The sequence below is a fragment of the Bacteroides faecium genome (assembly GCF_012113595.1).
Taxonomy (GTDB): Bacteria; Bacteroidota; Bacteroidia; order Bacteroidales; family Bacteroidaceae; genus Bacteroides; species Bacteroides faecium.
Genome location: NZ_CP050831.1, coordinates 2313329 through 2339589, shown reverse-complemented (window position 1 = coordinate 2339589; position 26261 = coordinate 2313329). Strand labels below are relative to the sequence as shown.

Here is a 26261-nt window from a genome sequence, read left to right as displayed (position 1 = left end):
CATCAAATTATAACATAAATGCATTATCGTATTTCCTATCTATTCATAACGTTTATCTGCCTGTGTTGCTTTGCGACAACAGGTATTGCGCAAAATGCCAATACTGATGAAGACTCGAAACCTGTCATCTTATACTCCGGAACACCCAAAAAGTATGAGATAGCGGACATTAAGGTCGAAGGCGTGAAGAATTACGAAGACTATGTATTGATTGGACTATCAGGACTATCGGTAGGACAAACAATCACTGTGCCGGGTGACGAAATCACCGGAGCAATCAAACGTTATTGGCGTCATGGTTTGTTCTCAAACGTACAAATCACAGCTGAGAAAGTGGAAGGTAACAAAATCTGGTTAAAGATCAGTCTGACGCAGCGTCCACGTATCTCTGACGTACGTTATCATGGTGTCAAGAAGTCCGAACGTACTGATTTGGAAGGCAAATTAGGTATGGTAAAAGGTATGCAGATTACCCCGAATACCGTAGACCGCGCGAAGACATTGATTAAACGTTACTTCGACGATAAAGGGTTTAAGAATGCAGAAGTTATCATCTCACAAAAAGATGATCCTTCCAGCGAAAATCAAGTAATTGTCGACATTGACATTGACAAGAAAGAAAAAATCAAAGTTCACGCCATCGAAATCGTAGGTAACACCGCTATCAAAACTTCCAAGCTGAAACGAGTGATGAAGAAAACCAATGAGAAAGGTAAACTTCTCAACCTCTTCCGCACAAAGAAATTCGTGCCGGAAAACTACGAAGCGGATAAACAACTTATCATCGACAAATATAATGAGCTGGGATACCGTGATGCTATGATTGCCAAAGATAGTATCTCACAGCATGATGAAAAGACAGTTAATGTATACTTGAACATAGATGAAGGTCAGAAATATTATCTCCGAAATGTAACTTGGGTGGGTAACACACTTTATCCTTCCGAACAGTTGAACTACCTGCTTCGTATGAAAAAAGGAGATGTATACAACCAGAAGTTATTGAACGAACGTATCTCCACAGATGATGACGCTATCGGCAACTTATATTATAACAACGGTTACTTGTTCTACAACCTCGATCCGGTGGAAGTAAACATTGTCGGCGACTCTATCGACCTCGAAATGAGAATTTATGAAGGCCGCCAAGCTACTATCAACAAAATTAACATCAGCGGTAATGACCGTTTGTATGAAAATGTAGTTCGTCGTGAACTTCGTATTCGTCCGGGACAGCTATTCAGCAAGGAAGACTTGATGCGTTCTTTGCGTGAAATCCAGCAGATGGGACACTTTGACCCGGAAAAACTGCAACCGGACATTCAACCGGATCCGATGAACGGAACTGTTGACATAGGTTTACCATTGACATCCAAAGCAAACGACCAGGTGGAATTCTCAGCCGGTTGGGGACAAACCGGTATTATCGGTAAGTTGAGCTTGAAGTTCACCAACTTCTCTGTAGCCAACTTGCTCCATCCGGGTGAAAACTACCGTGGTATCCTGCCGCAAGGTGACGGACAGACATTGACTATCAGTGGACAAACGAATGCTAAATACTACCAGTCATACAGTATTTCATTCTTCGACCCCTGGTTTGGCGGAAAGCGTCCGAACTCATTTTCCGTTTCGGCTTTCTTCTCTGTACAGACAGATATCAGTAGCCGTTACTATAACTCCAGCTACTTCAACAACTACTACAATAGCATGTATAGCGGTTATGGGGGGTATGGTATGTACAACTACGGTAACTACAATAACTACGAAAACTACTACGACCCTGACAAGTCTATCAAGATGTGGGGACTTTCCGTAGGCTGGGGTAAACGTTTGAGATGGCCGGATGACTATTTCACACTCTCTGCAGAGTTGGCTTATCAACGCTACAACTTGAGCGACTGGCAGTATTTCCCGGTAACCAACGGTAAATGCAATGACCTCAGCATCTCATTGACTTTGGCACGTAACTCAATTGACAATCCTATCTTCCCGCGTACGGGTTCCGATTTCTCATTGTCAGTTCAGTTCACTCCTCCATATTCGTTGATGGATGGCAAAGACTATAAAGGATATTACAAATCAGACGGTAGCATTACCCAGGATAAGATGAATAAGCTTCACAGATGGGTAGAATACCACAAATGGAAATTCAAAGGAAAAACATATACTCCGTTGATGGATCCGGTTGCTCATCCTAAGTGTCTTGTATTGATGACACGTACAGAGTTCGGTTTGCTGGGTCACTATAACGAATACAAGAAATCACCGTTCGGTACATTCGACGTAGGTGGTGATGGTATGACCGGTTATTCAACCTATGCTACAGAGAGTATCGCTCTGCGTGGTTACGAAAATAGCTCATTGACCCCATATGGTTCCGAAGGTTATGCTTACGCACGTCTCGGCATCGAATTAAGATATCCGTTGATGCTGGAAACAAGTACTAACATTTATGTGTTAGGTTTCCTTGAAGCAGGTAACGCATGGCATGATATCAAGAAATTCAATCCGTTTGAGTTGAAACGTTCTGCCGGTGTCGGTGTTCGTATCTTCTTGCCGATGATTGGTATGATGGGTATTGACTGGGGTTACGGTTTCGATAAAGTATTTGGTTCTAAACAATATGGCGGAAGTCAATTCCACTTTATCTTAGGACAAGAATTCTAATGTATCACAAAAAACTAAACGTCATGAGAAAGTCTGTTCTATTAATCATGTTGCTATTTGCTGTCGGTATGGCGGCAAACGCACAAAAATTTGCACTGATCGATACGGAATATATTATGAAAAATATTCCGGCTGCTCAAAGCGCTAATGAGCAAATGCAAGAAGCTACGAAGAAATATCAGGGTGAAGTAGAAGTTCTGGCAAAGGAAGCACAAAAGATGTTCCAGGATTACCAGACAAAATCTGCCACTCTATCTGCTGCCCAAAAGACAAAGAAAGAGGATGAAATCGTAGCCAAAGAAAGAGAAGCGGCCGAACTGAAACGCAATTATTTCGGCCCTGAAGGTGAATTAGCCAAGATGAGAGACAAGTTGATGTCGCCGATTCAGGATGATATCTATGAAGCAGTGAAAGCTGTATCACAACAGCATGGATATGACATGGTAGTCGACAGAGCCTCTGCTGCAGGTATAATTTTTGCAAATCCACGTATAGATATTAGTGATGAAATCCTAAGAAGATTAGGATATTCAAATTAATTTCATACATTTGCAACTGGAAATAACTAAAAAAAACATTCAAATAAATTATAGAACTATGCTAAAAAAAATTGCACTTGTAATGTTGCTTGCACTCCCAATGGGTGTATTTGCACAGAACCTGAAATTCGGTCATATCAATGCACAGGAGATTATCTCTGTGATGCCTGAATTTACTAAGGCACAAAACGACATCCAAACATTGGAAAAACAACTCACTGCCGAACTTCAAAGAACTCAGGAAGAATTCAATAAAAAATATCAGGAATTCCAGCAAGCTATCGCTAAGGATTCGCTTCCGGCCAACATCGCAGAAAGAAGACAGAAAGAGTTGCAGGACATGATGCAGAGACAAGAACAATTCCAACAGGATGCACAGCAGCAAATGGCGAAAGCTCAGAATGACGCAATGGCTCCTATCTATCAGAAATTGGACAATGCTATCAAAGCTGTAGGTGCTGCTGAAGGTGTTGTTTATATCTTCGACCTTGCAAGAACTCCGATTCCTTACGTTAACGAAGCACAAAGCATTAACCTGACCAATAAGGTTAAAGCAAATCTGGGTATCAAATAAGAATTCTCGCCAAGAGAAAGAAATACTAAAAGCGAAAGCGAAAGAAGTTTAAACTTCTTTCGCTTTCGCTTTTTTTGGTGTACATTTGCGTATATAAATCCTGTTCGTCATGAATCAACATTTATCAAATATACCCGGCCCTATCGGAGTGTTCGACTCCGGTTATGGTGGCCTGACTATCTTAGACAAGATAAGAGAAGCATTGCCTGAATATGACTATATCTACTTGGGGGACAATGCCCGTGCTCCTTACGGGACACGCTCTTTTGAAGTCGTGTACGAGTTCACCCGGCAAGCTGTCAACAAACTATTCGACATGGGCTGTCATTTGGTCATATTGGCCTGCAACACAGCTTCCGCCAAGGCTCTGCGCAGCATTCAGATGAATGATTTACCCCAAATTGACCCGGCACGCCGTGTGCTCGGCGTGATTCGTCCCACCGTAGAATGTATCGGAGATATTAGTAAGAACCAGCATATCGGTGTACTGGCAACAGCAGGTACTATCAAATCCGAATCTTACCCTTTGGAAATACATAAACTATTCCCGGATATTCAGGTTAGTGGAGTGGCCTGTCCGATGTGGGTGTCATTAGTAGAAAACAATGAATCGCAAAACGATGGAGCCGATTACTTCATCCGCAAATATATAGACCAACTACTTTCAAAAGATCCGCAAATAGACACCGTCATTCTGGGATGCACCCACTTCCCTCTCCTTCTTCCTAAAATCCGGCAATATATCGCCAATGACATTAGCGTAATCTCACAAGGAGAATATGTAGCGGAAAGCCTGAAAGATTATTTGAGAAGACACCCGGAAATGGACGCAAAGTGCACAAAGAACGGGAATTGCCAGTTTTACACCACAGAGGCGGAAGAGAAATTCTCCGAATCAGCGTCTACATTTCTAAACCAGCAAATTAGTGTAAAACACATCACACTTGAATAAATTTTAAGCGAAGAATAACCTTTTGTCTCTCTTTTTTGTTATATTTGTAGAAAACAACCCCTAATACCATACAGTCATGAAAGAAGAAGATTATAGCAAGTCAATAGAAGTATTCTCCGGTTCTCCATGGGAAGCCGAAATCATCAAAGGGTTATTAGAGAGTAATAATATCCGTTGCGTCATCAAAGATGGGATTATGGGAACACTAGCTCCCTACATCGCTCCTTCCGTTTCTGTCCTTGTCATTGAGGAAGAATACGAGGCAGCCACCGAGCTTATCAGAAACCGGGCCGAGAAAGATAGCGACTGATGCGATCCAAGCCTTCTTTGATGTTCTCCAATGAATTTGCATAGGAGAAGCGTACATATCCTTCATCTCCCGTACCAAAATCCACACCGGGAGTAATACTGACATGCGCATGTTCGAGTACATCGAACGCAAAGCGATAAGAGTCGGTCGCAAATTTATGTGCATTGGCAAAAACATAAAACGCTCCCTGCGGCTCTACCTTAATTTCGAATCCAATTTCCCGTAGACGAGTAATCATAAACTTCCGCCGTTCATCATAGTTTTGTCTCATACGTTCCACATCCGAATCTGCCTGTCGCAAAGCGGTAATGCCAGCCTGTTGGGCAACGCTAGGTGCACAGATAAATAAGTTATGTTGCAAAGATAATTCTTTTTAGCCTGTTTTGGTAACATATCGACAAAAAGCTCTATATTTGTGCTTTCAAATCGTTAGTAAAAATGAAACAGGAATTTACACGAATCGCAGTAAAAGTAGGAAGTAATGTATTGGCACGTCGTGACGGAACGCTGGACGTCACCCGTATGTCAGCACTTGTCGACCAAATAGCGGAATTACATAAATCCGGCGTAGAAATCATTATGGTTTCTTCGGGAGCCGTTGCTTCCGGACGCAGTGAGATACACCCGCAAAAGAAGCTCGACAGTGTAGATCAGCGCCAACTGTTTTCTGCCGTCGGCCAGGCAAAACTAATCAACCGCTACTACGAACTTTTCCGTGAACATGGCATCGCCGTAGGTCAGGTGCTGACTACCAAAGAGAATTTTGGTACTCGTCGCCATTATCTGAATCAGAAAAACTGTATGACGGTAATGCTCGAAAACAACGTTATTCCTATTGTCAATGAAAACGATACGATTTCAGTCAGCGAACTGATGTTCACAGACAACGATGAACTATCCGGGCTTATCGCTTCCATGATGGATGCACAAGCACTTATCATTTTAAGCAATATCGACGGCATTTATAATGGTTCTCCTGCCGACCCCAATTCTTCCGTTATTCAGGAAATCGGTCATGGCAAAGATTTATCCAACTATATCCAAGCAACCAAGTCCAGTTTCGGACGAGGCGGTATGTTGACAAAAACAAACATTGCCCGCAAGGTAGCCGACGAAGGAATCACAGTAATCATTGCCAATGGAAAACGTGATAATATTTTAGTCAACTTGCTGCAACATCCCGAAGATACACTTTGTACCCGTTTCATTCCTTCAAAAGAACCGGTATCCAGTGTCAAGAAATGGATTGCACATAGTGAAGGCTTCGCCAAAGGGGAAATTCATATCAATGAGTGTGCAACGGAAGTATTAAACTCTGAAAAGGCAGTCAGTATACTTCCGATTGGAATCACTCATATCGAAGGAGAATTCGAAAAGGACGACATTGTACGTATCATAGATTTCCGGGGAAACCAAGTGGGTGTAGGAAAAGCGAACTGTGATTCAAGCCAGGCACAGGAAGCTATTGGCAAACACGGTAAGAAGCCGGTGGTACATTATGATTATTTGTATATCGAATAAAAACAGTATCAACAGAACGGTATAAAATAAGCTGCCAATAGAAATACAAAACTCTTTATTTGCAATAAATTATTAATAGCAGTATATTTGTTCCCTAGAACAAACAATATAATTCCATGCTATTAAAACATTGGCATTTTGTACTTATAACCTTCATCGTCTTAACCACTTCCTGCGGAAGTGACAAGGATGAGCCAGCAGTAGACTCAACTCCGCTTTTTCCTGTCGGTAAAGAGTTTAATGTAAGTCTAAACATCGCCCCTTTTCTTGAAGTAGACGAGCAACCATTAGGACGTTCGGTTACTTCCAGTCTACCCGGCGGATTATACGCAGTCAACGTATTTTGGAGAGGAAAAAGCCTAACCTCTTTCCAACCTTATGCATCCGGTCTTTTCGACGATCCTTACAGAGTGGAAATAGGGTTAATCGAAGGATATACCTACCGGTTCGATTGTAGTTTCTTAGATTATAAAGACTCCCCATACGGCAAAGTGGAAAATGACATTTCCCTTTATGGTCTTCCTTTCTCATGTTCCCCCTCAAAAGGAATGGATGGACATATCACCAATGACTTATTGATTTCAATTAATCCTCTAAATATCAATCAGTCATTCTACCAACATATATACAAAGGTGAAATGCTAATGAAACAGGACAGTACAAGCATTCATCCCACCGTTAAGCGATTCTTCGGCAGCCAGCAGCTAGAGTTCTTGACTCCGGGCACAAACACTTCCGTTTCCATCTCATTAAAACGCGCCTATTATTCGTTACAATTCACCACAAACGAGTTAAATCCCGGTGATTCTATCAAAATTACAGCGACAGATATTTCACCGCTTTATCTATTATACTCTCCCGACGGAATATCAAAATCTGAAGAACGAATCATTTCAATGTACGACATATCAGATTATTATACAGCAAGGCTAAAGGAAGAAGAGACAATTGGCTTCACCATTACCTACCGACCGGCCGACGAAGAGGAATGGCATACCATATACGCCGACCAAAGTATTAAAATGAAAAGAAACAAAAAGAACATAGTCAAAATAACCAAGATAGACAAATATATAAATGATGCTACCATCTCTTTCGACGAAGATGCCGAGATGGAAGAAGTAGAACAGGAAATTGGGGAATAATCAATCATATCAAAGTTGAACAACTACTAAAAAACATTCATATGAAAATCAAACATCTTATGATTACAGGCTGCCTATTCACAGCTTTCACCTTACAGTCATGTATTGAAGAAAAAAATCTGTATCAGGAGCCGCCCACTACTTATTCGGATCTCAACTTAAAACTGGACGGAGATTACCTTTTCACCGAACTACCCATGGCACGTTCTACTAAGCCGACTGTAATAGATGAGAGCAAAACAATAGTAGGAATCGCCATATCCATGACACCTAAAGAAGGACCAAATCCGACTTCAAAGCCATATGCCTATGGAATATTTCAATTAGACAAAGCCAAGAACCCTGAGAATCTAAAAATAAGAGTCATCGACGGATATACATATCGCATATCCTGCTCTATGATAGCCAATGCAAAGGATTCTATACTAATGGAAGATGGCGGCTTTGCTGCTCCATTCGATTTAGAGCGCAACGGAAAAATCAAAGGGGAATGTTTGAATAAGTTCCTTACTGCCGAGCAAGTAGATGGAGTTAAATTCTTATATAATATTGAAAACCCTAAAATACAAACAAAGAGCGTAGGACAAGACAAGTGCGGTCGCCCATTTATCGAACGTTATCATGGACTAATAGACAAGTTGAACGTTACAGATGGAATGGAAAATCCGATTACACTCTATCGCCGTTTTTTCGGAGTCAAGTTCAAACAAACAGGTTTGGAAAGCGGGCAGCTCAGAATACAACTGGACGATGCACCAAGTATTTATCTGGATGCGAGTGGGGATATTCATAACACTGTTGAAACCGGATTGAAAATGGTCAGCATGAAAAATCTGACAGCAAATATACCTACTGGCGTCAACCAGCACTTGACCGAGAACATTAAAGTAACAGTCTATTGGAAAAAGAACCCGGGAGAGGATGAGAAACAAATAATCAACAGTACCATTACTTTTAAAAGGAACTATATACACAGTATTGCATTAACCAATATTGACCATATAGGAACACCAGGTAATGTAGGAATCGAAATAGAAGAAGGAGAAATGGGGGAAGATCCTGAACAAGATCTTCCATGGCAAGGGGATAATTTCCAGTAATAGCCTTGCCAAAACCCTCTTATTGAATTTTCACGCTATTATCCGGTTTCAGTCGTTTCAGTTTTGTCTGCAAACGCCTTGATAGAAGGAGATAGCGGCTGAAAGCAAATAAAAATACCCCTTGCAGGAATATGCTGTAAGCAAGGGGTAGCGCATTCAGCGCTTTCAGGCTTGCCGGTATGTCTATTATATGCAGCTTGGTGGGCATATATACTCACCATGCTGAATCTATATGCCCACCAAGCGGGGTATACAGATTCAGCACGTGGGCAAAAGTGACAGTCATATGGGCTCAGGGTTGCTCACCTGTGGACTGAAAGTCATCCGTACGTGGGGTGAGCAGAACAGAGCCTCTATCTTGGTGAAACAGAGGCTCTGTTTCACGGAAATGCAGGCTCCGTTTCACTAAAGCAGAGCTTGTATTTCAACTAGATATAGTATCAAAAAAGGAACTAAAATTATACACTTCTGCATTCAGGTTCGCTTTCAGCCAAAACCTTCGATGAAGAGGGGCTTTTTGGAAGAACTGAAAGCTGAAAGCAGTTTTTTACTTTTACTATTTAGTAGTAGAATTGACCGGAACAAGTACTACACTCAATGAAATGATGTAGGAAACTTGAATAAGTCCAGTACATGGTTCGGCTTACTTCAGTACTGGTTTCAACAAGTTCATCCACACATAGTTTTATTCCTTACTACACTAGAATAAATGAAACGGGCAGAAATGAAATATATTAAGGAAGCACCACTATCTAATAATAACATTTTTTTCAATCGGGGAGGGCATATAAATTATACATTGATGTATAATACATTGATGTATAATTTACATATTTGCAGCAATTATGCCACTTCGTCTGGTCGGGCACCGCTGATAAGGTCACAAACGAGACTATTGAAGTGAGAACACGCCAACTGATAGCTACCAACATTTATTTTGTTTTTCAACAGGTTTTATTCACATCATTCACTATATTTGCATAGTTTATCTTTCCATTTAATGCAAAAAAGGAGCAAATGACTACAGATTTAAACGAAACTTTTGCTGCCGTAAAGGCAGCAAGTCGGGAATTAGCCTTGCTGAGCGATGATACCATCAATCAGATTTTAAACGCAGTGGCTGACGCGACAGTTGCAGAAACGTCTTTCATTCTTGCTGAGAATGAAAAAGACCTCGCACGAATGGACAAAAATGATCCAAAGTACGATCGGTTGAAATTAACGGAAGAACGTTTGAAGGGTATTGCAGCGGATACATGTAATGTAGCTACCCTGCCTTCTCCTTTGGGTAAAGTACTGAAAGAAACGGTTCGTCCCAATGGGATGAGACTGACGAAGATCAGTGTTCCTTTTGGGGTGATAGGAATTATCTATGAAGCACGTCCTAATGTAAGTTTCGATGTATTCTCTCTGTGCTTGAAGAGCGGGAACGCTTGCATATTGAAAGGTGGAAGTGACGCAGACTGTTCCAACCGCGCTATTATCAGTGTGATTCACGAAGTTTTGAAAAGATTCAATGTCAATCCACATATTGTAGAGCTGCTTCCGGCTGACAGAGAAGCTACGACGGCATTACTAAATGCTGTAGGCTATGTCGATTTGATTATTCCCAGGGGAAGTAGCGGGCTTATCAATTTTGTACGCGAAAATGCCAGGATTCCCGTTATTGAGACGGGCGCTGGTATTTGCCATACTTACTTTGACGAGTTTGGAGATGTAAATAAGGGGGCAGATATTATCCATAATGCCAAAACTCGCAGAGTGAGTGTATGTAATGCGTTGGACTGTACTATCGTGCATGAGAAAAGACTGGCCGAACTACCCGTGCTTTGCCAGAAGTTGAAAGATAGTAATGTGATTATTTATGCTGACCTGCAAGCTTATCAGGCATTGGAAGGACATTATCCTGCCGAACTTCTACAACCTGCAACGGAAGAAAGTTTCGGTACGGAGTTCTTAGACTATAAAATGGCAGTCAAGACTGTGAAGAGCTTTGAAGATGCTTTGGGACATATTCAGGAAAACAGTTCGAAGCATAGTGAATGCATCGTCACGGAAAACAAGGAGCGTGCGACATTGTTTATAAAGATAGTAGATGCTGCTTGTGTATATACCAATGTATCTACCGCTTTCACCGACGGAGCACAATTCGGTTTGGGAGCCGAAATAGGCATCAGCACGCAAAAACTGCATGCACGGGGTCCGATGGGACTGGAAGAAATCACTTCTTACAAATGGATTATTGAAGGAGATGGGCAGACTAGAAGAAATTAAGAATTGAGAATTAACAAATAAAGGATATGAAGAAATTTACTTGTGTACAGGACATTGGCGATTTAAAATCAGCCATCGAAGAATCGTTCGTTATTAAAAAAGATCGTTTCAAATATGTAGAATTGGGTAGGAATAAGACATTGATGATGATCTTCTTCAACTCCAGTCTGCGTACCCGCCTCAGCACACAGAAAGCGGCGCTGAATCTGGGAATGAACGTTATGGTGTTGGATATCAACCAAGGAGCCTGGAAATTGGAAACTGAACGGGGCGTTATCATGGATGGTGATAAGCCGGAACATTTATTAGAAGCTATCCCTGTGATGGGATGCTATTGCGATATCATCGGAGTACGTTCTTTTGCCCGTTTTGAGAATCGTGATTTTGACTATCAGGAAACTATTCTGAATCAATTTATCCAATATTCCGGACGTCCGGTATTCTCCATGGAAGCGGCAACACGCCATCCGTTACAGAGTTTTGCTGACTTAATTACAATTGAAGAATATAAGAAAACGGCACGCCCCAAAGTGGTTATGACCTGGGCTCCGCATCCGCGTCCATTGCCGCAGGCTGTCCCCAATTCTTTTGCGGAGTGGATGAACGCCACCGATTATGATTTTGTCATCACTCACCCGGAAGGATACGAACTGGCTCCTGAATTTGTAGGAAATGCTAAAGTAGAGTATGACCAAATGAAGGCCTTTGAAGGAGCCGACTTTGTATATGCCAAAAACTGGGCTGCCTATGCAGGCGACAATTACGGACAGATATTGAGCAAAGACCGTGAATGGACAGTAAGCGACCGTCAAATGGCCGTAACCAACAATGCTTATTTCATGCACTGCCTTCCGGTTCGTAGAAATATGATCGTTACGGATGAGGTCATTGAAAGCCCGCAATCAATCGTCATCCCGGAAGCTGCAAACCGTGAAATCTCGGCTACAGTGGTTCTAAAAAGATTACTAGAAGGACTGGAATAACAGAACGGCAAACAGGAACAAGTTATAAAAAAATAAACGGTGAACACAGGATGCGTCTCGTATTCTGTGTTCACCGTCATCGTTTATGATTCTCTGTCACTTCTCTATCTCTTTACCTGCTTCCTGCCAGGAATTGAATCCCTTATCAAGATCAAAAACTTTATAGCCTTTCGCACTCAAGATGGCAGCAGCCTTCTTACTTCGTTTGCCACTACGGCAATATACAGCTACCGGTCTGTCTTTTTGCAATAACGAGTCTGCCATTGCAGCAAAAGAATCATCCATCACATTGATATTAATAGTTTTTGCTATATGCCCTTCCGAATATTCGGCCAATGTACGGACATCCAGGCGTTGTATATCCTCATTCTGAATAAGAGTATCGAAATCCTCTACATTCATTGACTGAAAATTCCCTTTCTGCTGACAGGAGAAAAGGGAAGAAAGAAATAAAAATATTCCCACGACTAGTTGATTCATTTTAAACATATATACTCAATTCTTCAATTCAGTTCCGGGATATAATCAAATCCGGGATCACAATACTTATCTGATACTTCACCAGTTCCGTCCTCACCGTATTTGTAATATTTAAATTTAATCTTTATTACTCGGTCAGGTTTCTCTGCATTTACATATTTCTCCAAAGGAACAGAGATATAAGCGCGTCGATTGTAATACTCCGCATCACTGTTCGCATCATGATATAATAACATATTTACAATGCCTTTTGTTTCCAGTTCAGACGTATCTTCCACAATACCGAAAACATGTCCCTTGCCCGTGCTGACCTTCAGATTCAGAATCATATTCAGATAATTTCGTCCTAGCCAGATACTGACCATCTCAACAGGATCAGTCTTTATACCGTCTTTATAAACCGGATCATCTTCCGGCTTGGGATCCGGCGTTATAAGCGACTGCAAAGAATAAATACGGACACCATCCGTCAACACTTCATAATTACTCATTACACGTCTGGAAGTATTCGGAGAAATAGCAGCCCCTGTACGGTCTTCCAATACAGGCAACGACGCCCCCTTATCAGGGATAAGCGTCTGTATGCTACCATCTTCGCCGGCTACTACTGTAACAAATTCCAGTTGCACCGAAGGATAATAATAGTCGTCATCTCCACAAGCAGTCATCAGGAAAAGTAATCCTAACAACCAGACTCTATGTAACTTTCTTTTTCTCATTGGCAAGCAGCTAAATGATTTACTAACGGATTGGAATACATCAATAACAACTTCTCACGCAAAAACTCCTCATCCTTATTCGGAATCTTTATCTTGCCTAATTGTTGCTCAATATAGTTTATAAACTGTTGTTTCTCTTCTTCGGTATAGTTAGACGCAAACTTCGTCGTACCGTTCAGCAAATCGTAAGCCACATAATTGCCCGGATAAATACGGTAGTTACGATGGATTCTACGGTCGAGATAAGAAGAAATACGGGCAAACAGTTCCGGTTTCGGTAATGAAGGATCCAAATGTTGCAACTCATCATTCAGACAGGGGGCAACCTGGAAATGAACTTTACCCTTATATCCGAACAGACCGGTCTGCATATTAATCAAATCGTCCTGCGTAGTCTTTTTATATCCTTCTACGTCTCTTTTCAATTGAAATTCCTGCGCTTTCAGAAAATCACAAGGGTCATATTCATATGAAATGGCAAGCGGAGCAATATTCATTTCCATCAGACGTTCTACCAAATCACCTTCACCACCCATTGCCAGCATCTTCAAGACGCTGTCTTGCGTACGGTCATTGGAGTCTTTCGCACGCCCTTCACGCTGCGCAACCCAGATAGACTGGTTTTTCTGCGAAATGGTGTAATGCATATAGCGTGACATTCGTGCCGAGGATTCAAGCATCTGGCGCATGGTCAATGCCCGCTGCACAATAAAGGATTTATTGACACGAACCAATTTCTTGATCCAGGGGTAAATCAACAGATTATCTCCAATCGCTATTTCTACGGTATCCATTCCCTGGTCGATCAGCAAAATGGAAAGGAATCCCGAATCAAGGATAATATCCCTATGATTCGATATATAAGTATAGGCTTTGCTTTTATCCGGTATAGCGGTATGGTCCAAGGTCAATCCGGCTGTATGGTCGGCCGCAATCTTCCACAAAATGCCATAGCAGAATGCTTCCTGGAAATCCAGTTTAGTCTTACAAGCACGCATTTTCTGCGCCAGAAGTTCGAATGGGACGTTCGGTATAGCTCCTGTGGCGGCTTTCTGAAAAGCCGGATCGGCAATCAGTTCCTCAAATATTTGAGGAAGCTCCTCATCATTATAAGGGCGAATATCATTAAACTCTGTCAGATCCATAACGCGATTAAAATTTGTTTTCAATAATATCGGTCATCACATCCTTTATCTCCAGTCCGGCAGCACGCACTTGCTGGGGAATAAAGCTGGTAGCAGTCATTCCCGGAGTTGTATTCACTTCGAGAAGGTTAAGCTTTTCACCGGCAGTCACTATATAATCCACGCGGATAATGCCGGAGCAACCTAATATATCATAGATAGCCGAAGTCAGCATCTGCACACGTCCGGTCATTTCGTCCGAGATACGTGCAGGCGTGATTTCATCTACCTGACCATTGTATTTTGCATCGTAATCAAAAAACTCATTGTGCGTCACCACTTCCGTAGGCGGGAATACCACCGATTTCTCTTTGGTCTTGTAGCAACCGCAAGTCAACTCTGTTCCTTCCATAAATGCTTCGACAAGCACTTCTTCCGCTTCTCCGAAAGCCTTAACAATGGCCGGTTGGATTTGTTCTTTCGTTTTTACTTTCGTAACGCCGAAACTCGAACCACCCAAACTGGGCTTAATGAAGCAGGGCAAACCTATTTTTTCAATCACGTCTTCGTCAGAAACCGATTGTCCCTGACGTAGCAGCAGTGATTCGGCAATGCGCACCCCAAAAGCTTTCAGATACTGGTTGCAGGTAAATTTGTCATAGGTAATGGCGGCAGCCAGTACCCCACAGCAGGAATACGGAATACGCATCATGTCAAAATAGCCTTGCAGGCGACCATCCTCACCCGGTGTGCCATGAATGGTGATGTAGGCAAAATCGAACACAACCTTTTCCGTTCCGTTCGTAAAACTAAAATCATTTCTGTCCACCGGGATTCGTTTTCCGTCCGGCAATTGTACTTCCCAGCGACGGCCTTCCATCTCCACAATGTACAAATTATACTTTTCCTTATCTATAAAGGAATAAATGCCCTGTGCACTACGCAGGGAAACTACGATTTCAGAGGTATCCCCCCCTGCTACGATAGCAATGTTGCGTTTCATTCTAATTCTCTATTACTGATATAGCCTCTCCACTTCTCGATAAGCCGGGTCATGTCATCCGGAAGTTCGGAAGTAAAATGCATCTCTTCACCTGTGACGGGATGCACGAATCCCAACGTCATAGCATGCAAAGCCTGCCGGGGACAAGTGTCAAAGCAATTATTTACAAACTGTTTATATTTACTAAAATGGGTTCCTTTCAGTATCTCATGGCCGCCATAGCGTTCATCATTGAACAGCACATGGCCGATATGTTTCATATGAACACGAATCTGATGTGTACGCCCTGTTTCCAGAATACATTCCACGAGAGTGACGTATCCCAACCGTTCCAATACGCGATAATGGGTTACGGCATGCTTACCCACCGCCGGGTCGGACATCACCGCCATTTGCATCCTGTCTCTCGGGTTGCGGGCAATATTGCCGATGATGGTTCCTTCATCCTGTTCTACAATTCCCCATACCAAGGCACGATACTTACGTTTGGTCGTTTTATTAAAGAATTGAAGTCCCAGGTTTGTTTTAGCGTCCGGCGTCTTGGCAATCACCAACAAGCCCGAAGTGTCTTTGTCAATCCGGTGAACAAGTCCTACATGCGGGTCGTTCGCGTCATAATCGGGATTATCCTTCATATGCCAGGCAAGCGCATTGACCAGTGTACCGTGATAATTTCCGTGTCCCGGATGTACCACCAGTCCTGCCGGCTTATTCACAACCATCAGGTACGGGTCTTCATAAACGATAGTAAGGGGAATATCTTCAGGGATAATTTCATTTTCGTAGCGCGGACGATCCATCATCACCGTGATGACGTCCAACGGCTTCACTTTATAGCTGCTTTTCACCGGTTTGTCGTTAGCCATAACGAATCCGCCTTCGGCAGCTTTCTGGATACGGTTGCGCGAAGCATTGACAATACGTTCGAACAGATATTTGTCGACTCTGACCATCGCCTGCCCTTTATCTACAACCACGCGGAAGTGTTCGTAAAGCTGGGATTCGTCACCGACAGGTTCTATATCCTCCAAATCATTTTCCAGTTCGTCCGGAAGTTCTTCCTCTATCATGTGAGTCTTGTTTCTGTTATTTATCAATTAAAACCAGCTATCATCTTGAGCAGGTGATGTTTCCGATGCCACAGGCTTTTCCGTATCGGTATCGATATCTATGGAGTCTTCTTCGGTCATATCGCCAGCTCCGTTTCCTACCATCAGCGTCAGGGAAGCACCCACAGGAACTTTTTCTCCTGTCGCCAACTGCCGTCCCTGGTACTTCACACCATATACCCAGTCTTTCTCACCATGTACCAACTGAATTTCAGTCAGCTTGAAACCGGCACTCTGCAACTTGGCCTCCGCCTGCCGGAGAGAACTATTATCAGCGACATCAGGAATGACGCGCAAAGGAATATCCAATGTATTGACCGTCAGATATACGGTACGGCCTTCTTTCACTTTATCTCCGGCGCCCGGTTTCAGGTCAAGAATAATACCTGCCGCCTTATCCTTTACATATTTGGTGTCGGAAATCACACATATCAGTCCATGATTACGGAACATTTTGGTAGCTTCTTCCACCGTCATCCCTTTCACATCGGGCACCATGACAGTTTCACCATGATGTGTATGTATGTCGAGCCATTTCAACACACCGAATACCATCACTACCACCACCACAATCATGGCGATAATATTCAACCAGAAAAATTTATTTGTTTTAAAAGAAAAGAATTCTTTAATAGTCATATGCATTGCTGTTAATATGCGCCAAAGATACTACAAAATAGTTGAAATTATGAAAAGTAGGCGATGAAAAATGTCCTCATTTACGATGCAAGGACACTTATCATCGCCAGAATTGCTGCAACTATAATCCCCACTCCTATAGATTTCAACAACCTTATTATGATTATACGGGTTTTCAAGTCCCGGATATATTCTTTCACCGTGTATGTTTGCTTATGGTTTTCTACATTCGGCTACAAAGAAAAGCAAAAATAATAAACAAAAGTCCATAGCAGGACTTTTTAACATTCTCTTTTTCAGAAAACAGGGAAACAAAAAAGGCAGAGATTAAATTCTCCGCCTTTTTTGTTTCCCTGATGACAGGTGATTATCACTTCTGTCCGTTGTACTCATCAGAAACAGTTAGTTTCTTTCTGCCTTTTGCACGGCGAGCTGCTAACACTCTACGACCGTTAGCCGATGCCATTCTCTCACGGAAACCGTGTTTGTTCTTTCTCTTTCTGTTAGAGGGTTGAAATGTTCTTTTCATTACTGTATCTTGTTTTTATGTTATTATTCTACGTAATCGGGCTGCAAAAATAGGCACTTTTTTTAAATTAACCAAGAGATAACTCATTTTTGCTCAAAAGTTTTTGTGTTTTTTACCGATTTAGATTACTTTTGCACTCGATTTCCAACGAAAACAATTAAATAACAAGATTATAAAAAGAAAAACAGCAGTATGATTAATGCTCAAGACATCAAAAACGGAACTTGTATCCGTATGGACGGAAAGCTCTATTTCTGTGTAGAATTCCTGCATGTAAAACCAGGTAAAGGTAACACTTTCATGCGTACTAAACTGAAAGATGTAGTTAGCGGATACGTTCTCGAACGTCGTTTCAACATCGGTGAAAAGCTGGAAGATGTACGTGTTGAACGTCGTCCCTATCAGTTCTTATATAAAGAAGGAGACGATTTTATCTTCATGAATCAGGAAACTTTTGACCAGCATCCTATCGCTCATGACCTGATCAACGGTGTTGACTTCCTGCTCGAAGGTGCGGTACTTGAGGTTGTTTCTGACGCTTCTACCGAAACGGTACTTTACGCTGACATGCCAATCAAGGTTCAGATGAAAGTGACTTATACAGAACCGGGTATGAAAGGTGATACAGCTACCAACACATTGAAACCTGCTACTGTGGAATCAGGCGCAACAGTTCGTGTTCCTTTGTTCATCAGTGAAGGTGAAACAATCGAAATCGACACTCGTGACGGTTCTTATGTAGGACGTGTGAAAGCATAATTTACATAGTACATTATATAAAGAAAGCCGGAAGCTCATTGAACTTCCGGCTTTCTTTATATGCTTTGTGCCGATATTATTATTTATATCCTCCCGCTTTGGCAATTCTCTTCGGGATTTCAGTATTATCAATCTTTTCACCGAATAGATGAGAGCCTGCTCCGATAGCGAATACTGGAACAAAACCTGCAGAGTGTCCGCCGCTTACCCAGCCGACCATAGCAATTTCATTCATTACGCGTTTTGCGCATGCAGCCATCGGTTCGCTCTTTGAGTACATGCTTTCAGCAAACACCACTTTGTTCTTCACAAATGATTTCTCAAATTCGTCATGCAATGCCCTTTCCTGCTCCCAAGAGATAGGCAGTTCTTTCCAGAAACCCATTTCTTTACCAAGGAATTCTTTCATATCTTCCCAGGTCACTTTGTTGCCTTTTGCTTTTCTCAATTCGCTGATACGTTGAGAAAGTCCGTCAGCAGAATGGTTCTGATATTGCAGTGCTTTCAGGTTCAATTCATATTTACCCGTACCAAGAACGATTCCACCGGTTTCGTGGTCTGCGGTAACGACGATTAATGTTTCTTTCGGATGTTTCTTGTAGAATTCATAAGCTACTTTTATAGCGTTGTCCATGTCTTTCACTTCATTGAATACAGTAGCAACATCGTTTGAATGGCAAGCCCAGTCGATCTTTCCACCTTCTACCATCAGGAAGAAGCCTTTGTTCTTACCTTTAGTCAGGAAGTCGATAGCGCTTTCAGTAATCTGTGCTAATGTCAGATCACCTTCTTTACGGTCAATTGCATAAGGCAGGCAAGACGGGTTAGCACCTTCTTCCTGGATAAGAATCATTTTGTCTGCTTTTCCGGCTTTAGCTTTATAGTCGTTGTAACCACGTGCAACTGTATATCCGGCTTCTTCAAAGATAGGAAAAATACTCGGAGCATCTTTCTTGTCAAAAGAGGTAGTCGGTTTCAGGAAGCCACCGCCTGCGTAAAAGTCAAAATTAGCTTTCGGTAAGTCTAGAGCTATTTCATAATACATATTACGATCCGGCTGGTGTGCATAAAATGCGGCAGGAGTAGCATGGTCTACACTGACAGAAGTAGTTACACCTACCTTTTTGCCGGCTTTCTTAGCTTGTTCCGCTACCGTCTGAATCGCATTTTTATCTTCTCCTACAGAGATAGCGTGATTATAAGTTTTCTTTCCCGTAGCCAGTGCGGTACCTGCGGCGGCAGAGTCGGTTACAGAATTAGTTGCAGAGAAAGTAGTGGCCATGGTAGCGACCGGAAATTGAGTGAATAACAAAGGCTCGACGCCGATACGTCCGTTTTGAAGTTCTGCCTGATACATTTCCGTACCATTTACCTGGTTCACTCCCATTCCATCCCCGATGAAATAGAATATGTACTTTGCCTGACCGTTTGCTGCAACGGAAATGAGGACAAAGAACAACGAATAGATTAACTTTTTCATTCTTTTAGCAAATTAATTATTAGATTAGTTGCCTACAAAGATAGAAAAAATTAGGGGATACGCAGTGGATATTCGCATACTAATAGTGGATATTACCTTCATTTATAGGCATTATTCACCTTAATATGTTACAAAGTTGTAATACAATAACTATCTTCCAAATCAGATTATAGATTCATCACATCCTGTTCGAACCGGTCTTTATCACCGGCAGCCTTGTTACGCATGCGGCTACGATAATTATAGATAGTCGCCAAAGAGTAGCCCAAGAAATGGGCTATCTTGTTACTATCTACCACTCCCAAGCGAATAAGGGCAAAAATGCGGAGTTCCGTTGTCAGCAGTTCGTCGGATTTCGGATATATGCGCCCCTCTTCTACCAGCAGTTCATTAAAGGCGGTAATAAAGTTCGGGAACAGTTTCAAGAAAGACTTATCAAACTCATTATAGAATTCATTCCGCTCGTCACGGATGAACTGCTCGGACTTGATGGCTTTGAACAGGTCCTCGATACGTGACGCCATAGCCAGCTTCGCCAGTGAACGACGGTAAGTTTCCAACTTATCCAGATAGTTGACACATCTATCAAGATAGCGGGCGATATACACTTCTTTAATTTTCCCCGTCTGTTCCAGTTCTTTGTTTACTACCTGCATCTGTTTGTTCGCCAAGCTTAAGTCACGCCGCATGGCAGACAGTTTCTTCATCCAACGATACAAATAGAAAACAGCAATAAGGAGAAAGAAAGACAGCAGACTGACGCTGACAAGCATTGCCTGTGAAACCGCACGTTCTTTTTCTTCCTTTAGTTTATAAGCCTTGTCGATAATAGGAAAGAATTCCGTCACCTCAATAAAACGCAGGCGGGCATTGCAAGCTACGGCGTCTTCCATCGAACAGCTCAGATATTTGTAAGCGCGGTCTATATCGCCCAGTTCATACATCAGATGTGCCAGTTTCTGCAATGAAGCATACTCCCTGACCGAAGATTCCAAATCGGCAATAGCTGTCAATATCAGATAATAAACTTCCTTTTCCGTATCGCCCTTCATGCCGTACGCTTCGGACATTGTATAGTAGATATAGACTTTCTGACGTTCGTCAACCGCGTCCTTCAACGCATCACTGAGCATCACCAAAGCCGTATCAGCCTTGCCCGTAACGATACATTTTTCAGCCAGCACAATCGTACGGTTTGTTTCGGGCGGCATTATACCAATGATAGAGTCCCGGTATAAATCGGTCTTTTTCAGATATTTCTTTTTTTCCTCTTTATTGGTGGTATAATCCGCAAGCCAGCCATAACAGGCACGATAAGTCTGATAATAGGATAGCAAGGTTTGTTTGTCGAGCTTCTCCGGATTTATTTTCTCCAGTTCTTCCATGGATTCAATATACATTCCCATCACTCCCAATGCGGTCGCACGGTCAATAATTATCTCATTTGCCAGCTCCGGGCGGTTCAGTTGGGGGAGAATCTGCTGTCTCCTATTTATATAATGGAGCGCAGAATCTGCCTGATAATGAAGATAGGCATCGAATAAAGAGCCATACAACTGATATTTATCAGCAGGAGCAACCGAATGAGCGAGCTGCATTTTCAGCGCATCAATAGCTTTCTCCTTCTGAACCAGAAAAGTCTCTTTCTTATTTATAATATCATCCAGTCTTTTAAGGACTGCCGCATTATCATCCGTCTGTGTCGCAAACAGTAAAGTCGGACAAACTAAAAGAAAAGCTAAGATATAGGCTACATTTCTCATAGGTTACTTTTTAAAGATGTCACAAATATAATGAATATAGTAATGATTATGAAACAGACGGTCAAAATTATTTTAATTCCTACTTGTATTTTCGCATAGTCCCCCAACAAGTAATACGCTCATTTTCAACAAAATGAGTATTACAAGTATTTATATTTATATTCTAGTCCCCAAATGCTTTCCCCTATCCCCCTACATTTGCAACATCGGTTCGCCGAGCAAACATTTAAAATCTATGTTACCATGAAAAAGAATTTTCTATTTGTAATCTTACTTGTACTACTATTTGGTTGCAGCCCGGTATATGCCGCAACTGTCATAAAAAAAGTAGCCCCTGCTTTTTGGTGGGCAGGCATGAAAAATCCGGAGTTGCAGATTTTGTTATATGGAGAACATATAGCGTCTGCTGAAGTCAGCATCTCTTCCGAAGACATCACCTTGCAAGAGGTTGTCAAGCAGGAAAATCCAAACTACCTGATTGTCTATCTGAATATCTCGGAAGCAGCCCCGCAGACATTCAACATGATTCTGAAACAGGGTAAAAAACAGACTGTAATCCCTTATGAGCTTAAAGAAAGAAAACCGGATTCTTCTCAGATAGAAGGATTCAACTCCAGCGATGTGCTTTATCTCATTATGCCGGACCGTTTCGCAAACGGTGATTCTTCTAATGACATAGTTCCCGGAATGTTAGAAGCCAGGGTAGACCGCAACGACTCTTTCGCCCGCCATGGCGGTGACTTCAAAGGGATAGAAAAACACTTGGACTATATTGCAGACTTAGGTGTGACGAGTATATGGCTGAACCCGATTCAGGAAAATGACATGAAGGAAGGCTCTTACCACGGCTATGCTATCACTGATTATTATCAGGCAGACCGCCGCTTCGGGAATAATGAAGAATTCCGGAATCTTGTAGACCAGGCACATGCCAAAGGGATGAAAGTAGTAATGGATATGATTTTCAACCACTGCGGTAGTGAGAACTATCTATATAAGGATATGCCTTCCAAAGACTGGTTCAACTTCAAAGGCAACTATGTGCAGACAAGTTTTAAAACCGCTACCCAGCTAGACCCGTATGCTTCCGATTATGAGAAGAAAATAGCAGTCGACGGCTGGTTCAGCCAGGTTATGCCGGATTTCAACCAACGGAACCGCCATGTAGCTACTTATCTGATTCAGAGTAGTATCTGGTGGATAGAGTATGCCGGTATTAACGGAATCCGCCAGGATACGCACCCTTATGCGAACTTTGACATGATGGCTCATTGGTGCAAGGCAGTAAACGAAGAGTATCCCAAATTCAATATTGTAGGCGAAACTTGGTTAGGCAGCAATGTACTTATCTCTTATTGGCAGAAAGACAGCAAACTGACCTATCCTAAAAACACCTACCTGCCCACTGTTATGGACTTCCCATTGATGGAACATATGAACAAAGCTTTCGATGAGGAAACAACCGACTGGAACGGCGGACTGTGCCGACTTTACGAATACCTGTCGCAAGATATCGTCTTTGCCGACCCGATGAATCTATTGACTTTCCTGGATAATCACGACACTTCCCGTTTTTATCGTTCGGAAGCGGATACTAAAAACCTGAACCGATACAAACAAGCATTAGTGTTCCTTCTGACAACACGCGGAATTCCACAAATATACTACGGAACAGAAATCCTGATGGCTGCCGATAAAACCAACGGTGACGGAGCACTTCGCTGTGACTTCCCGGGCGGCTGGCAAAATGATACTCATAATTACTTCGATGCGGCAAACCGCACTCCGCTACAAAATGAAGCTTTCTCTTATTTACAGAAGCTGCTCCAATGGAGAAAAGGAAACGAAGTCATAGCCAAAGGAAAACTGAAACACTTCGCACCGAGTAAAGGTATCTATGCGTATGAAAGAAAACAAGGTGATAAATCGGTCGTTGTTTTCCTGAATGGAACAGACCGGGAACAGACTATCAGCTTGGATACTTACCGGGAAATACTGCCTGATACTTCTGCATACAATGTATTGGAAGATAAAAAAGTAGAACTAGGAAAGGATTTAACACTTCCGGGTCGTGGAATATACCTTTTATCCTTTTAAAGAAGTTCACTACGACTTATATTTATCCGAAGTATCCAAGCAGTTATTTAGCTATAAATCAAAACAATAAAGTTTATACTAACTTGTATTTTTATTCTAATCGAAGAACTTTGTTCAGACGGTCGCTACATTTGCAATATCCGAAACAACAAGGAATAAAATTATCAGTTAGCTCACAATTTAATACCATAAGAATAAAATGAAAAAGAATCTTTTGCTCATCGCATTTCTCTGTATCTCGTTTATAGCGAATGCACAACAGAAACTGACTTCACCGGATGGAAATCTGGTAATGACCTTCCAAGTTAACAAAGAAGGTGCTCCAACGTACGACTTGATTTATAAAGGCAAAACAGTTATCAAACCAAGTACCCTGGGACTGGAATTAAAGAAAGAAGATAATACCCGCACAGATTTCGACTGGGTAGACCGCCGGGATCTGACAAAACTTGATTCAAAGACTAATCTTTATAACGGATTCGAAGTGAAAGACGTCAAGACTTCCACATTCAACGAAACCTGGCAACCGGTATGGGGAGAAGAAAAAGAAATCCACAATCATTATAACGAACTGGCAGCCACGCTGTATCAGCCCATGAACGACCGTTCTATCCTTATCCGTTTCCGGTTGTTCAACGATGGTTTAGGATTCCGCTACGAATTCCCGCAGCAGAAATCTTTGAACTACTTCATCATCAAAGAAGAACATTCCCAGTTTGCAATGGCAGGCGACCACATCGCTTACTGGATACCGGGCGACTATGACACTCAGGAATATGATTATACTATCTCCCGCCTGTCAGAAATCAGAGGTTTGATGAAAGAAGCCATTACTCCGAACTCTTCTCAGACTCCTTTCTCACAGACAGGCGTACAGACTGCACTGATGATGAAAACGGATGACGGTTTATATATCAATCTTCACGAAGCAGCTCTTATCGATTACTCTTGCATGCACCTGAACCTGGACGACAAGAATATGGTATTCGAATCCTGGCTGACTCCGGATGCTAAAGGAGACAAAGGTTATCTGCAAACTCCCTGCAATACTCCGTGGCGTACCGTTATCGTCAGCGATGATGCCCGCAATATTCTTGCATCCCGCATCACTCTGAACCTGAATGAGCCATGCAAAATCGCAGATGCCGCTTCATGGGTGAAGCCTGTGAAATATATCGGCGTATGGTGGGATATGATTACCGGAAAAGGTTCATGGGCTTATACCGACGAACTGACCAGCGTAAAACTGGGAGAAACGGATTACTCTAAAACCAAACCGAACGGCAAACATTCTGCCAACACTGCCAACGTGAAACGCTATATTGACTTCGCCGCAGCAAACGGATTCGACGCTGTACTGGTAGAAGGCTGGAATGAAGGTTGGGAAGACTGGTTCGGCAACAGTAAGGATTATGTATTCGACTTCGTCACTCCGTATCCGGATTTCGATGTAAAAGAAGTACATCGTTACGCAGCGAGCAAAGGTATCAAGATGATGATGCACCACGAAACTTCCGCATCTGTCCGCAACTACGAACGCCATATGGACAAGGCTTACCAGTTTATGGTAGACAACGGTTACAATTCTGTAAAGAGCGGTTATGTAGGCAATATCATTCCTCGCGGCGAACACCACTACGGACAATGGATGAACAACCACTACCTGTATGCAGTGACGAAAGCAGCCGACTACAAAATCATGGTAAATGCTCACGAAGCAACCCGCCCGACAGGTATCTGCCGCACGTATCCTAACTTAATCGGCAACGAATCCGCACGCGGAACCGAATACGAATCATTCGGTGGAAATAAAGTATATCACACGACTATACTTCCTTTCACCCGTCTGGTCGGCGGCCCGATGGATTACACTCCGGGTATCTTCGAAACTCATTGCAACAAGATGAATCCTGCAAACAATTCACAGGTACGTTCTACCATCGCCCGCCAGTTAGCCTTGTACGTGACCATGTACAGCCCGCTGCAAATGGCTGCCGATATTCCTGAAAACTACGAACGTTTCATGGATGCTTTCCAATTTATCAAAGACGTGGCAATCGACTGGGACGAGACAAACTATCTGGAAGCAGAACCGGGAGAATATATCACTATCGCCCGTAAGGCAAAAGGTACAGGCGACTGGTATGTAGGTTGTACAGCCGGTGAGAACGGTCATACTTCCAAACTGGTATTCGACTTCCTCACACCGGGAAAACAATACATTGCCACTGTTTATGCGGATGCTAAAGATGCTGACTGGAAAGAAAATCCGCAAGCTTATACCATCAAAAAAGGTATCCTGACAAACAAAAGCAAACTGAACTTGCGCGCTGCCAACGGTGGCGGTTATGCCATCAGTATCAAGGAAGTAAAGGATAAAGCGGAAGTAAAAGGACTAAAGAAATTTTAGGGAATAAGATTGAAGAGAATATAGTTTTCAGTAGGTATTTTTTAGAGAGATATATTTGATTTTGATAAAATAACTTTAAATTAG

Annotated in this window: 22 protein-coding genes and 1 pseudogene; 13 read left to right on the top strand and 10 right to left on the bottom strand. The window is 42.3% G+C overall.

Translation table 11 applies throughout. The features are described 5' to 3' along the window. Positions 1–18 precede the first annotated feature (18 nt). The 5 genes from BacF7301_RS08115 to BacF7301_RS08095 all read left to right on the top strand — a co-directional run bounded on the left by BacF7301_RS08115 (position 19) and on the right by BacF7301_RS08095 (position 5042). Positions 19–2667: a BamA/OMP85 family outer membrane protein gene (locus BacF7301_RS08115; RefSeq protein WP_167961821.1), complete on the top strand. Its 2649-nt coding sequence runs from the start codon at positions 19–21 to the stop codon at positions 2665–2667. A 23-nt stretch (positions 2668–2690) separates the two neighbouring features. Continuing rightward, positions 2691–3206 (top strand): OmpH/Skp family outer membrane protein, encoded by a 516-nt coding sequence (locus BacF7301_RS08110; protein ID WP_167961820.1) that lies wholly within the window; start codon positions 2691–2693, stop codon positions 3204–3206. 58 nt (positions 3207–3264) lie between these two features. Beyond that, complete coding sequence (locus BacF7301_RS08105) at positions 3265–3780, top strand: OmpH/Skp family outer membrane protein (RefSeq protein ID WP_167961819.1); 516 nt, start codon at positions 3265–3267, stop codon at positions 3778–3780. Positions 3781–3889: 109 nt separating this feature from the next. Continuing rightward, the gene (murI, locus tag BacF7301_RS08100) at positions 3890–4732 is read left to right on the top strand and encodes a glutamate racemase (RefSeq protein WP_167961818.1); all 843 of its coding nucleotides are present in this window, start codon (positions 3890–3892) and stop codon (positions 4730–4732) included. Positions 4733–4808: 76 nt separating this feature from the next. Then, a complete protein-coding gene (locus tag BacF7301_RS08095; RefSeq protein ID WP_167961817.1) occupies positions 4809–5042 on the top strand; it encodes a DUF2007-related protein in 234 nt (77 codons plus the stop codon). Here the strand turns inward: BacF7301_RS08095 and BacF7301_RS08090 are convergent. Beyond that, positions 5011–5403, bottom strand: a pseudogene (locus BacF7301_RS08090) (aminotransferase class I/II-fold pyridoxal phosphate-dependent enzyme); the annotation flags it as partial. The gene BacF7301_RS08095 and the pseudogene BacF7301_RS08090 sit on opposite strands and share 32 nt — an antisense overlap. A gap of 77 nt (positions 5404–5480) precedes the next feature. On the opposite strand from BacF7301_RS08090, the gene proB reads away from it, so the two are divergent. The 5 genes from proB (at position 5481) to BacF7301_RS08065 (ending at position 12065) form a co-directional block, all read left to right on the top strand. Beyond that, the gene (gene proB, locus BacF7301_RS08085) at positions 5481–6563 is read left to right on the top strand and encodes a glutamate 5-kinase (protein WP_167961816.1); all 1083 of its coding nucleotides are present in this window, start codon (positions 5481–5483) and stop codon (positions 6561–6563) included. Between the two features lie 116 nt (positions 6564–6679). Beyond that, positions 6680–7708, top strand: a complete 1029-nt coding sequence (locus BacF7301_RS08080; protein ID WP_167961815.1) for a hypothetical protein — start codon at positions 6680–6682, stop codon at positions 7706–7708. Positions 7709–7749: 41 nt separating this feature from the next. Next, a complete protein-coding gene (locus BacF7301_RS08075; protein WP_167961814.1) occupies positions 7750–8808 on the top strand; it encodes a hypothetical protein in 1059 nt (352 codons plus the stop codon). Positions 8809–9825: 1017 nt separating this feature from the next. Further along, positions 9826–11082, top strand: a complete 1257-nt coding sequence (locus BacF7301_RS08070; protein ID WP_167961813.1) for a glutamate-5-semialdehyde dehydrogenase — start codon at positions 9826–9828, stop codon at positions 11080–11082. Between the two features lie 26 nt (positions 11083–11108). After that, positions 11109–12065 carry a Rossmann-fold NAD(P)-binding domain-containing protein gene (locus BacF7301_RS08065; RefSeq protein WP_167961812.1) on the top strand — a complete coding sequence of 319 codons (957 nt, stop codon included), beginning with the start codon at positions 11109–11111 and terminating at the stop codon, positions 12063–12065. Between the two features lie 96 nt (positions 12066–12161). Here the strand turns inward: BacF7301_RS08065 and BacF7301_RS08060 are convergent, their stop codons facing one another. From BacF7301_RS08060 to rpmH, 7 genes are all read right to left on the bottom strand, one after another. Then, positions 12162–12554: a rhodanese-like domain-containing protein gene (locus BacF7301_RS08060; protein ID WP_167961810.1), complete on the bottom strand. Its 393-nt coding sequence runs from the start codon at positions 12552–12554 to the stop codon at positions 12162–12164. A gap of 14 nt (positions 12555–12568) precedes the next feature. Beyond that, entirely contained in the window at positions 12569–13264 is a 696-nt protein-coding gene (locus tag BacF7301_RS08055; protein ID WP_167961808.1) for a NigD1/NigD2 family lipoprotein, read from the bottom strand. Beyond that, complete coding sequence (locus tag BacF7301_RS08050; RefSeq protein ID WP_167961806.1) at positions 13261–14409, bottom strand: 1-acyl-sn-glycerol-3-phosphate acyltransferase; 1149 nt, start codon at positions 14407–14409, stop codon at positions 13261–13263. The genes BacF7301_RS08055 and BacF7301_RS08050 overlap by 4 nt, the downstream gene beginning before the upstream one ends. 7 nt (positions 14410–14416) lie before the next feature. Continuing rightward, a complete protein-coding gene (locus BacF7301_RS08045) occupies positions 14417–15391 on the bottom strand; it encodes a D-alanine--D-alanine ligase (protein WP_167961804.1) in 975 nt (324 codons plus the stop codon). Beyond that, positions 15388–16461, bottom strand: coding sequence for an RluA family pseudouridine synthase (locus BacF7301_RS08040; RefSeq protein ID WP_209319514.1), 1074 nt, complete (start codon positions 16459–16461; stop codon positions 15388–15390). The genes BacF7301_RS08045 and BacF7301_RS08040 overlap by 4 nt, the downstream gene beginning before the upstream one ends. Before the next feature lie 27 nt (positions 16462–16488). Then, positions 16489–17139 (bottom strand): PASTA domain-containing protein, encoded by a 651-nt coding sequence (locus BacF7301_RS08035; protein ID WP_167961802.1) that lies wholly within the window; start codon positions 17137–17139, stop codon positions 16489–16491. Between the two features lie 370 nt (positions 17140–17509). Beyond that, complete coding sequence (rpmH, locus tag BacF7301_RS08030; RefSeq protein ID WP_004299762.1) at positions 17510–17668, bottom strand: 50S ribosomal protein L34; 159 nt, start codon at positions 17666–17668, stop codon at positions 17510–17512. A gap of 192 nt (positions 17669–17860) precedes the next feature. Between rpmH and efp the strand changes: the two genes are divergently transcribed. Beyond that, positions 17861–18427: an elongation factor P gene (gene efp / locus BacF7301_RS08025; protein WP_167961800.1), complete on the top strand. Its 567-nt coding sequence runs from the start codon at positions 17861–17863 to the stop codon at positions 18425–18427. Positions 18428–18506: 79 nt separating this feature from the next. Here the strand turns inward: efp and BacF7301_RS08020 are convergent, their stop codons facing one another. Continuing rightward, positions 18507–19907, bottom strand: coding sequence for an alkaline phosphatase (locus BacF7301_RS08020; RefSeq protein ID WP_167961798.1), 1401 nt, complete (start codon positions 19905–19907; stop codon positions 18507–18509). 167 nt (positions 19908–20074) lie between these two features. Next, complete coding sequence (gene susR, locus BacF7301_RS08015; RefSeq protein ID WP_167961796.1) at positions 20075–21670, bottom strand: SusR family glycan utilization regulator; 1596 nt, start codon at positions 21668–21670, stop codon at positions 20075–20077. Positions 21671–21913: 243 nt separating this feature from the next. Between susR and BacF7301_RS08010 the strand changes: the two genes are divergently transcribed. Continuing rightward, complete coding sequence (locus tag BacF7301_RS08010; RefSeq protein WP_167961794.1) at positions 21914–23767, top strand: glycoside hydrolase family 13 protein; 1854 nt, start codon at positions 21914–21916, stop codon at positions 23765–23767. A gap of 199 nt (positions 23768–23966) precedes the next feature. Then, positions 23967–26177, top strand: coding sequence for a glycoside hydrolase family 97 protein (locus tag BacF7301_RS08005; protein ID WP_128859430.1), 2211 nt, complete (start codon positions 23967–23969; stop codon positions 26175–26177). Positions 26178–26261: the final 84 nt, after the last annotated feature.

Excerpts from the sequence above, each read along its gene's own strand:
- efp (WP_167961800.1), top strand. The coding sequence starts at position 17,861 with ATGATTAATGCTCAAGACATCAAAAACGGAACTTGTATCCGTATGGAC.
- murI (WP_167961818.1), top strand. The coding sequence starts at position 3,890 with ATGAATCAACATTTATCAAATATACCCGGCCCTATCGGAGTGTTCGAC.
- BacF7301_RS08080 (WP_167961815.1), top strand. The coding sequence starts at position 6,680 with ATGCTATTAAAACATTGGCATTTTGTACTTATAACCTTCATCGTCTTA.
- BacF7301_RS08035 (WP_167961802.1), bottom strand. The coding sequence starts at position 17,139 with ATGACTATTAAAGAATTCTTTTCTTTTAAAACAAATAAATTTTTCTGG.
- proB (WP_167961816.1), top strand. The coding sequence starts at position 5,481 with ATGAAACAGGAATTTACACGAATCGCAGTAAAAGTAGGAAGTAATGTA.
- BacF7301_RS08040 (WP_209319514.1), bottom strand. The coding sequence starts at position 16,461 with ATGATAGAGGAAGAACTTCCGGACGAACTGGAAAATGATTTGGAGGAT.
- BacF7301_RS08065 (WP_167961812.1), top strand. The coding sequence starts at position 11,109 with ATGAAGAAATTTACTTGTGTACAGGACATTGGCGATTTAAAATCAGCC.
- rpmH (WP_004299762.1), bottom strand. The coding sequence starts at position 17,668 with ATGAAAAGAACATTTCAACCCTCTAACAGAAAGAGAAAGAACAAACAC.
- BacF7301_RS08110 (WP_167961820.1), top strand. The coding sequence starts at position 2,691 with ATGAGAAAGTCTGTTCTATTAATCATGTTGCTATTTGCTGTCGGTATG.
- BacF7301_RS08070 (WP_167961813.1), top strand. The coding sequence starts at position 9,826 with ATGACTACAGATTTAAACGAAACTTTTGCTGCCGTAAAGGCAGCAAGT.
- BacF7301_RS08075 (WP_167961814.1), top strand. The coding sequence starts at position 7,750 with ATGAAAATCAAACATCTTATGATTACAGGCTGCCTATTCACAGCTTTC.
- BacF7301_RS08045 (WP_167961804.1), bottom strand. The coding sequence starts at position 15,391 with ATGAAACGCAACATTGCTATCGTAGCAGGGGGGGATACCTCTGAAATC.
- BacF7301_RS08115 (WP_167961821.1), top strand. The coding sequence starts at position 19 with ATGCATTATCGTATTTCCTATCTATTCATAACGTTTATCTGCCTGTGT.
- susR (WP_167961796.1), bottom strand. The coding sequence starts at position 21,670 with ATGAGAAATGTAGCCTATATCTTAGCTTTTCTTTTAGTTTGTCCGACT.
- BacF7301_RS08005 (WP_128859430.1), top strand. The coding sequence starts at position 23,967 with ATGAAAAAGAATCTTTTGCTCATCGCATTTCTCTGTATCTCGTTTATA.
- BacF7301_RS08050 (WP_167961806.1), bottom strand. The coding sequence starts at position 14,409 with ATGGATCTGACAGAGTTTAATGATATTCGCCCTTATAATGATGAGGAG.
- BacF7301_RS08105 (WP_167961819.1), top strand. The coding sequence starts at position 3,265 with ATGCTAAAAAAAATTGCACTTGTAATGTTGCTTGCACTCCCAATGGGT.
- BacF7301_RS08055 (WP_167961808.1), bottom strand. The coding sequence starts at position 13,264 with ATGAGAAAAAGAAAGTTACATAGAGTCTGGTTGTTAGGATTACTTTTC.
- BacF7301_RS08020 (WP_167961798.1), bottom strand. The coding sequence starts at position 19,907 with ATGAAAAAGTTAATCTATTCGTTGTTCTTTGTCCTCATTTCCGTTGCA.
- BacF7301_RS08095 (WP_167961817.1), top strand. The coding sequence starts at position 4,809 with ATGAAAGAAGAAGATTATAGCAAGTCAATAGAAGTATTCTCCGGTTCT.
- BacF7301_RS08010 (WP_167961794.1), top strand. The coding sequence starts at position 21,914 with ATGAAAAAGAATTTTCTATTTGTAATCTTACTTGTACTACTATTTGGT.
- BacF7301_RS08060 (WP_167961810.1), bottom strand. The coding sequence starts at position 12,554 with ATGTTTAAAATGAATCAACTAGTCGTGGGAATATTTTTATTTCTTTCT.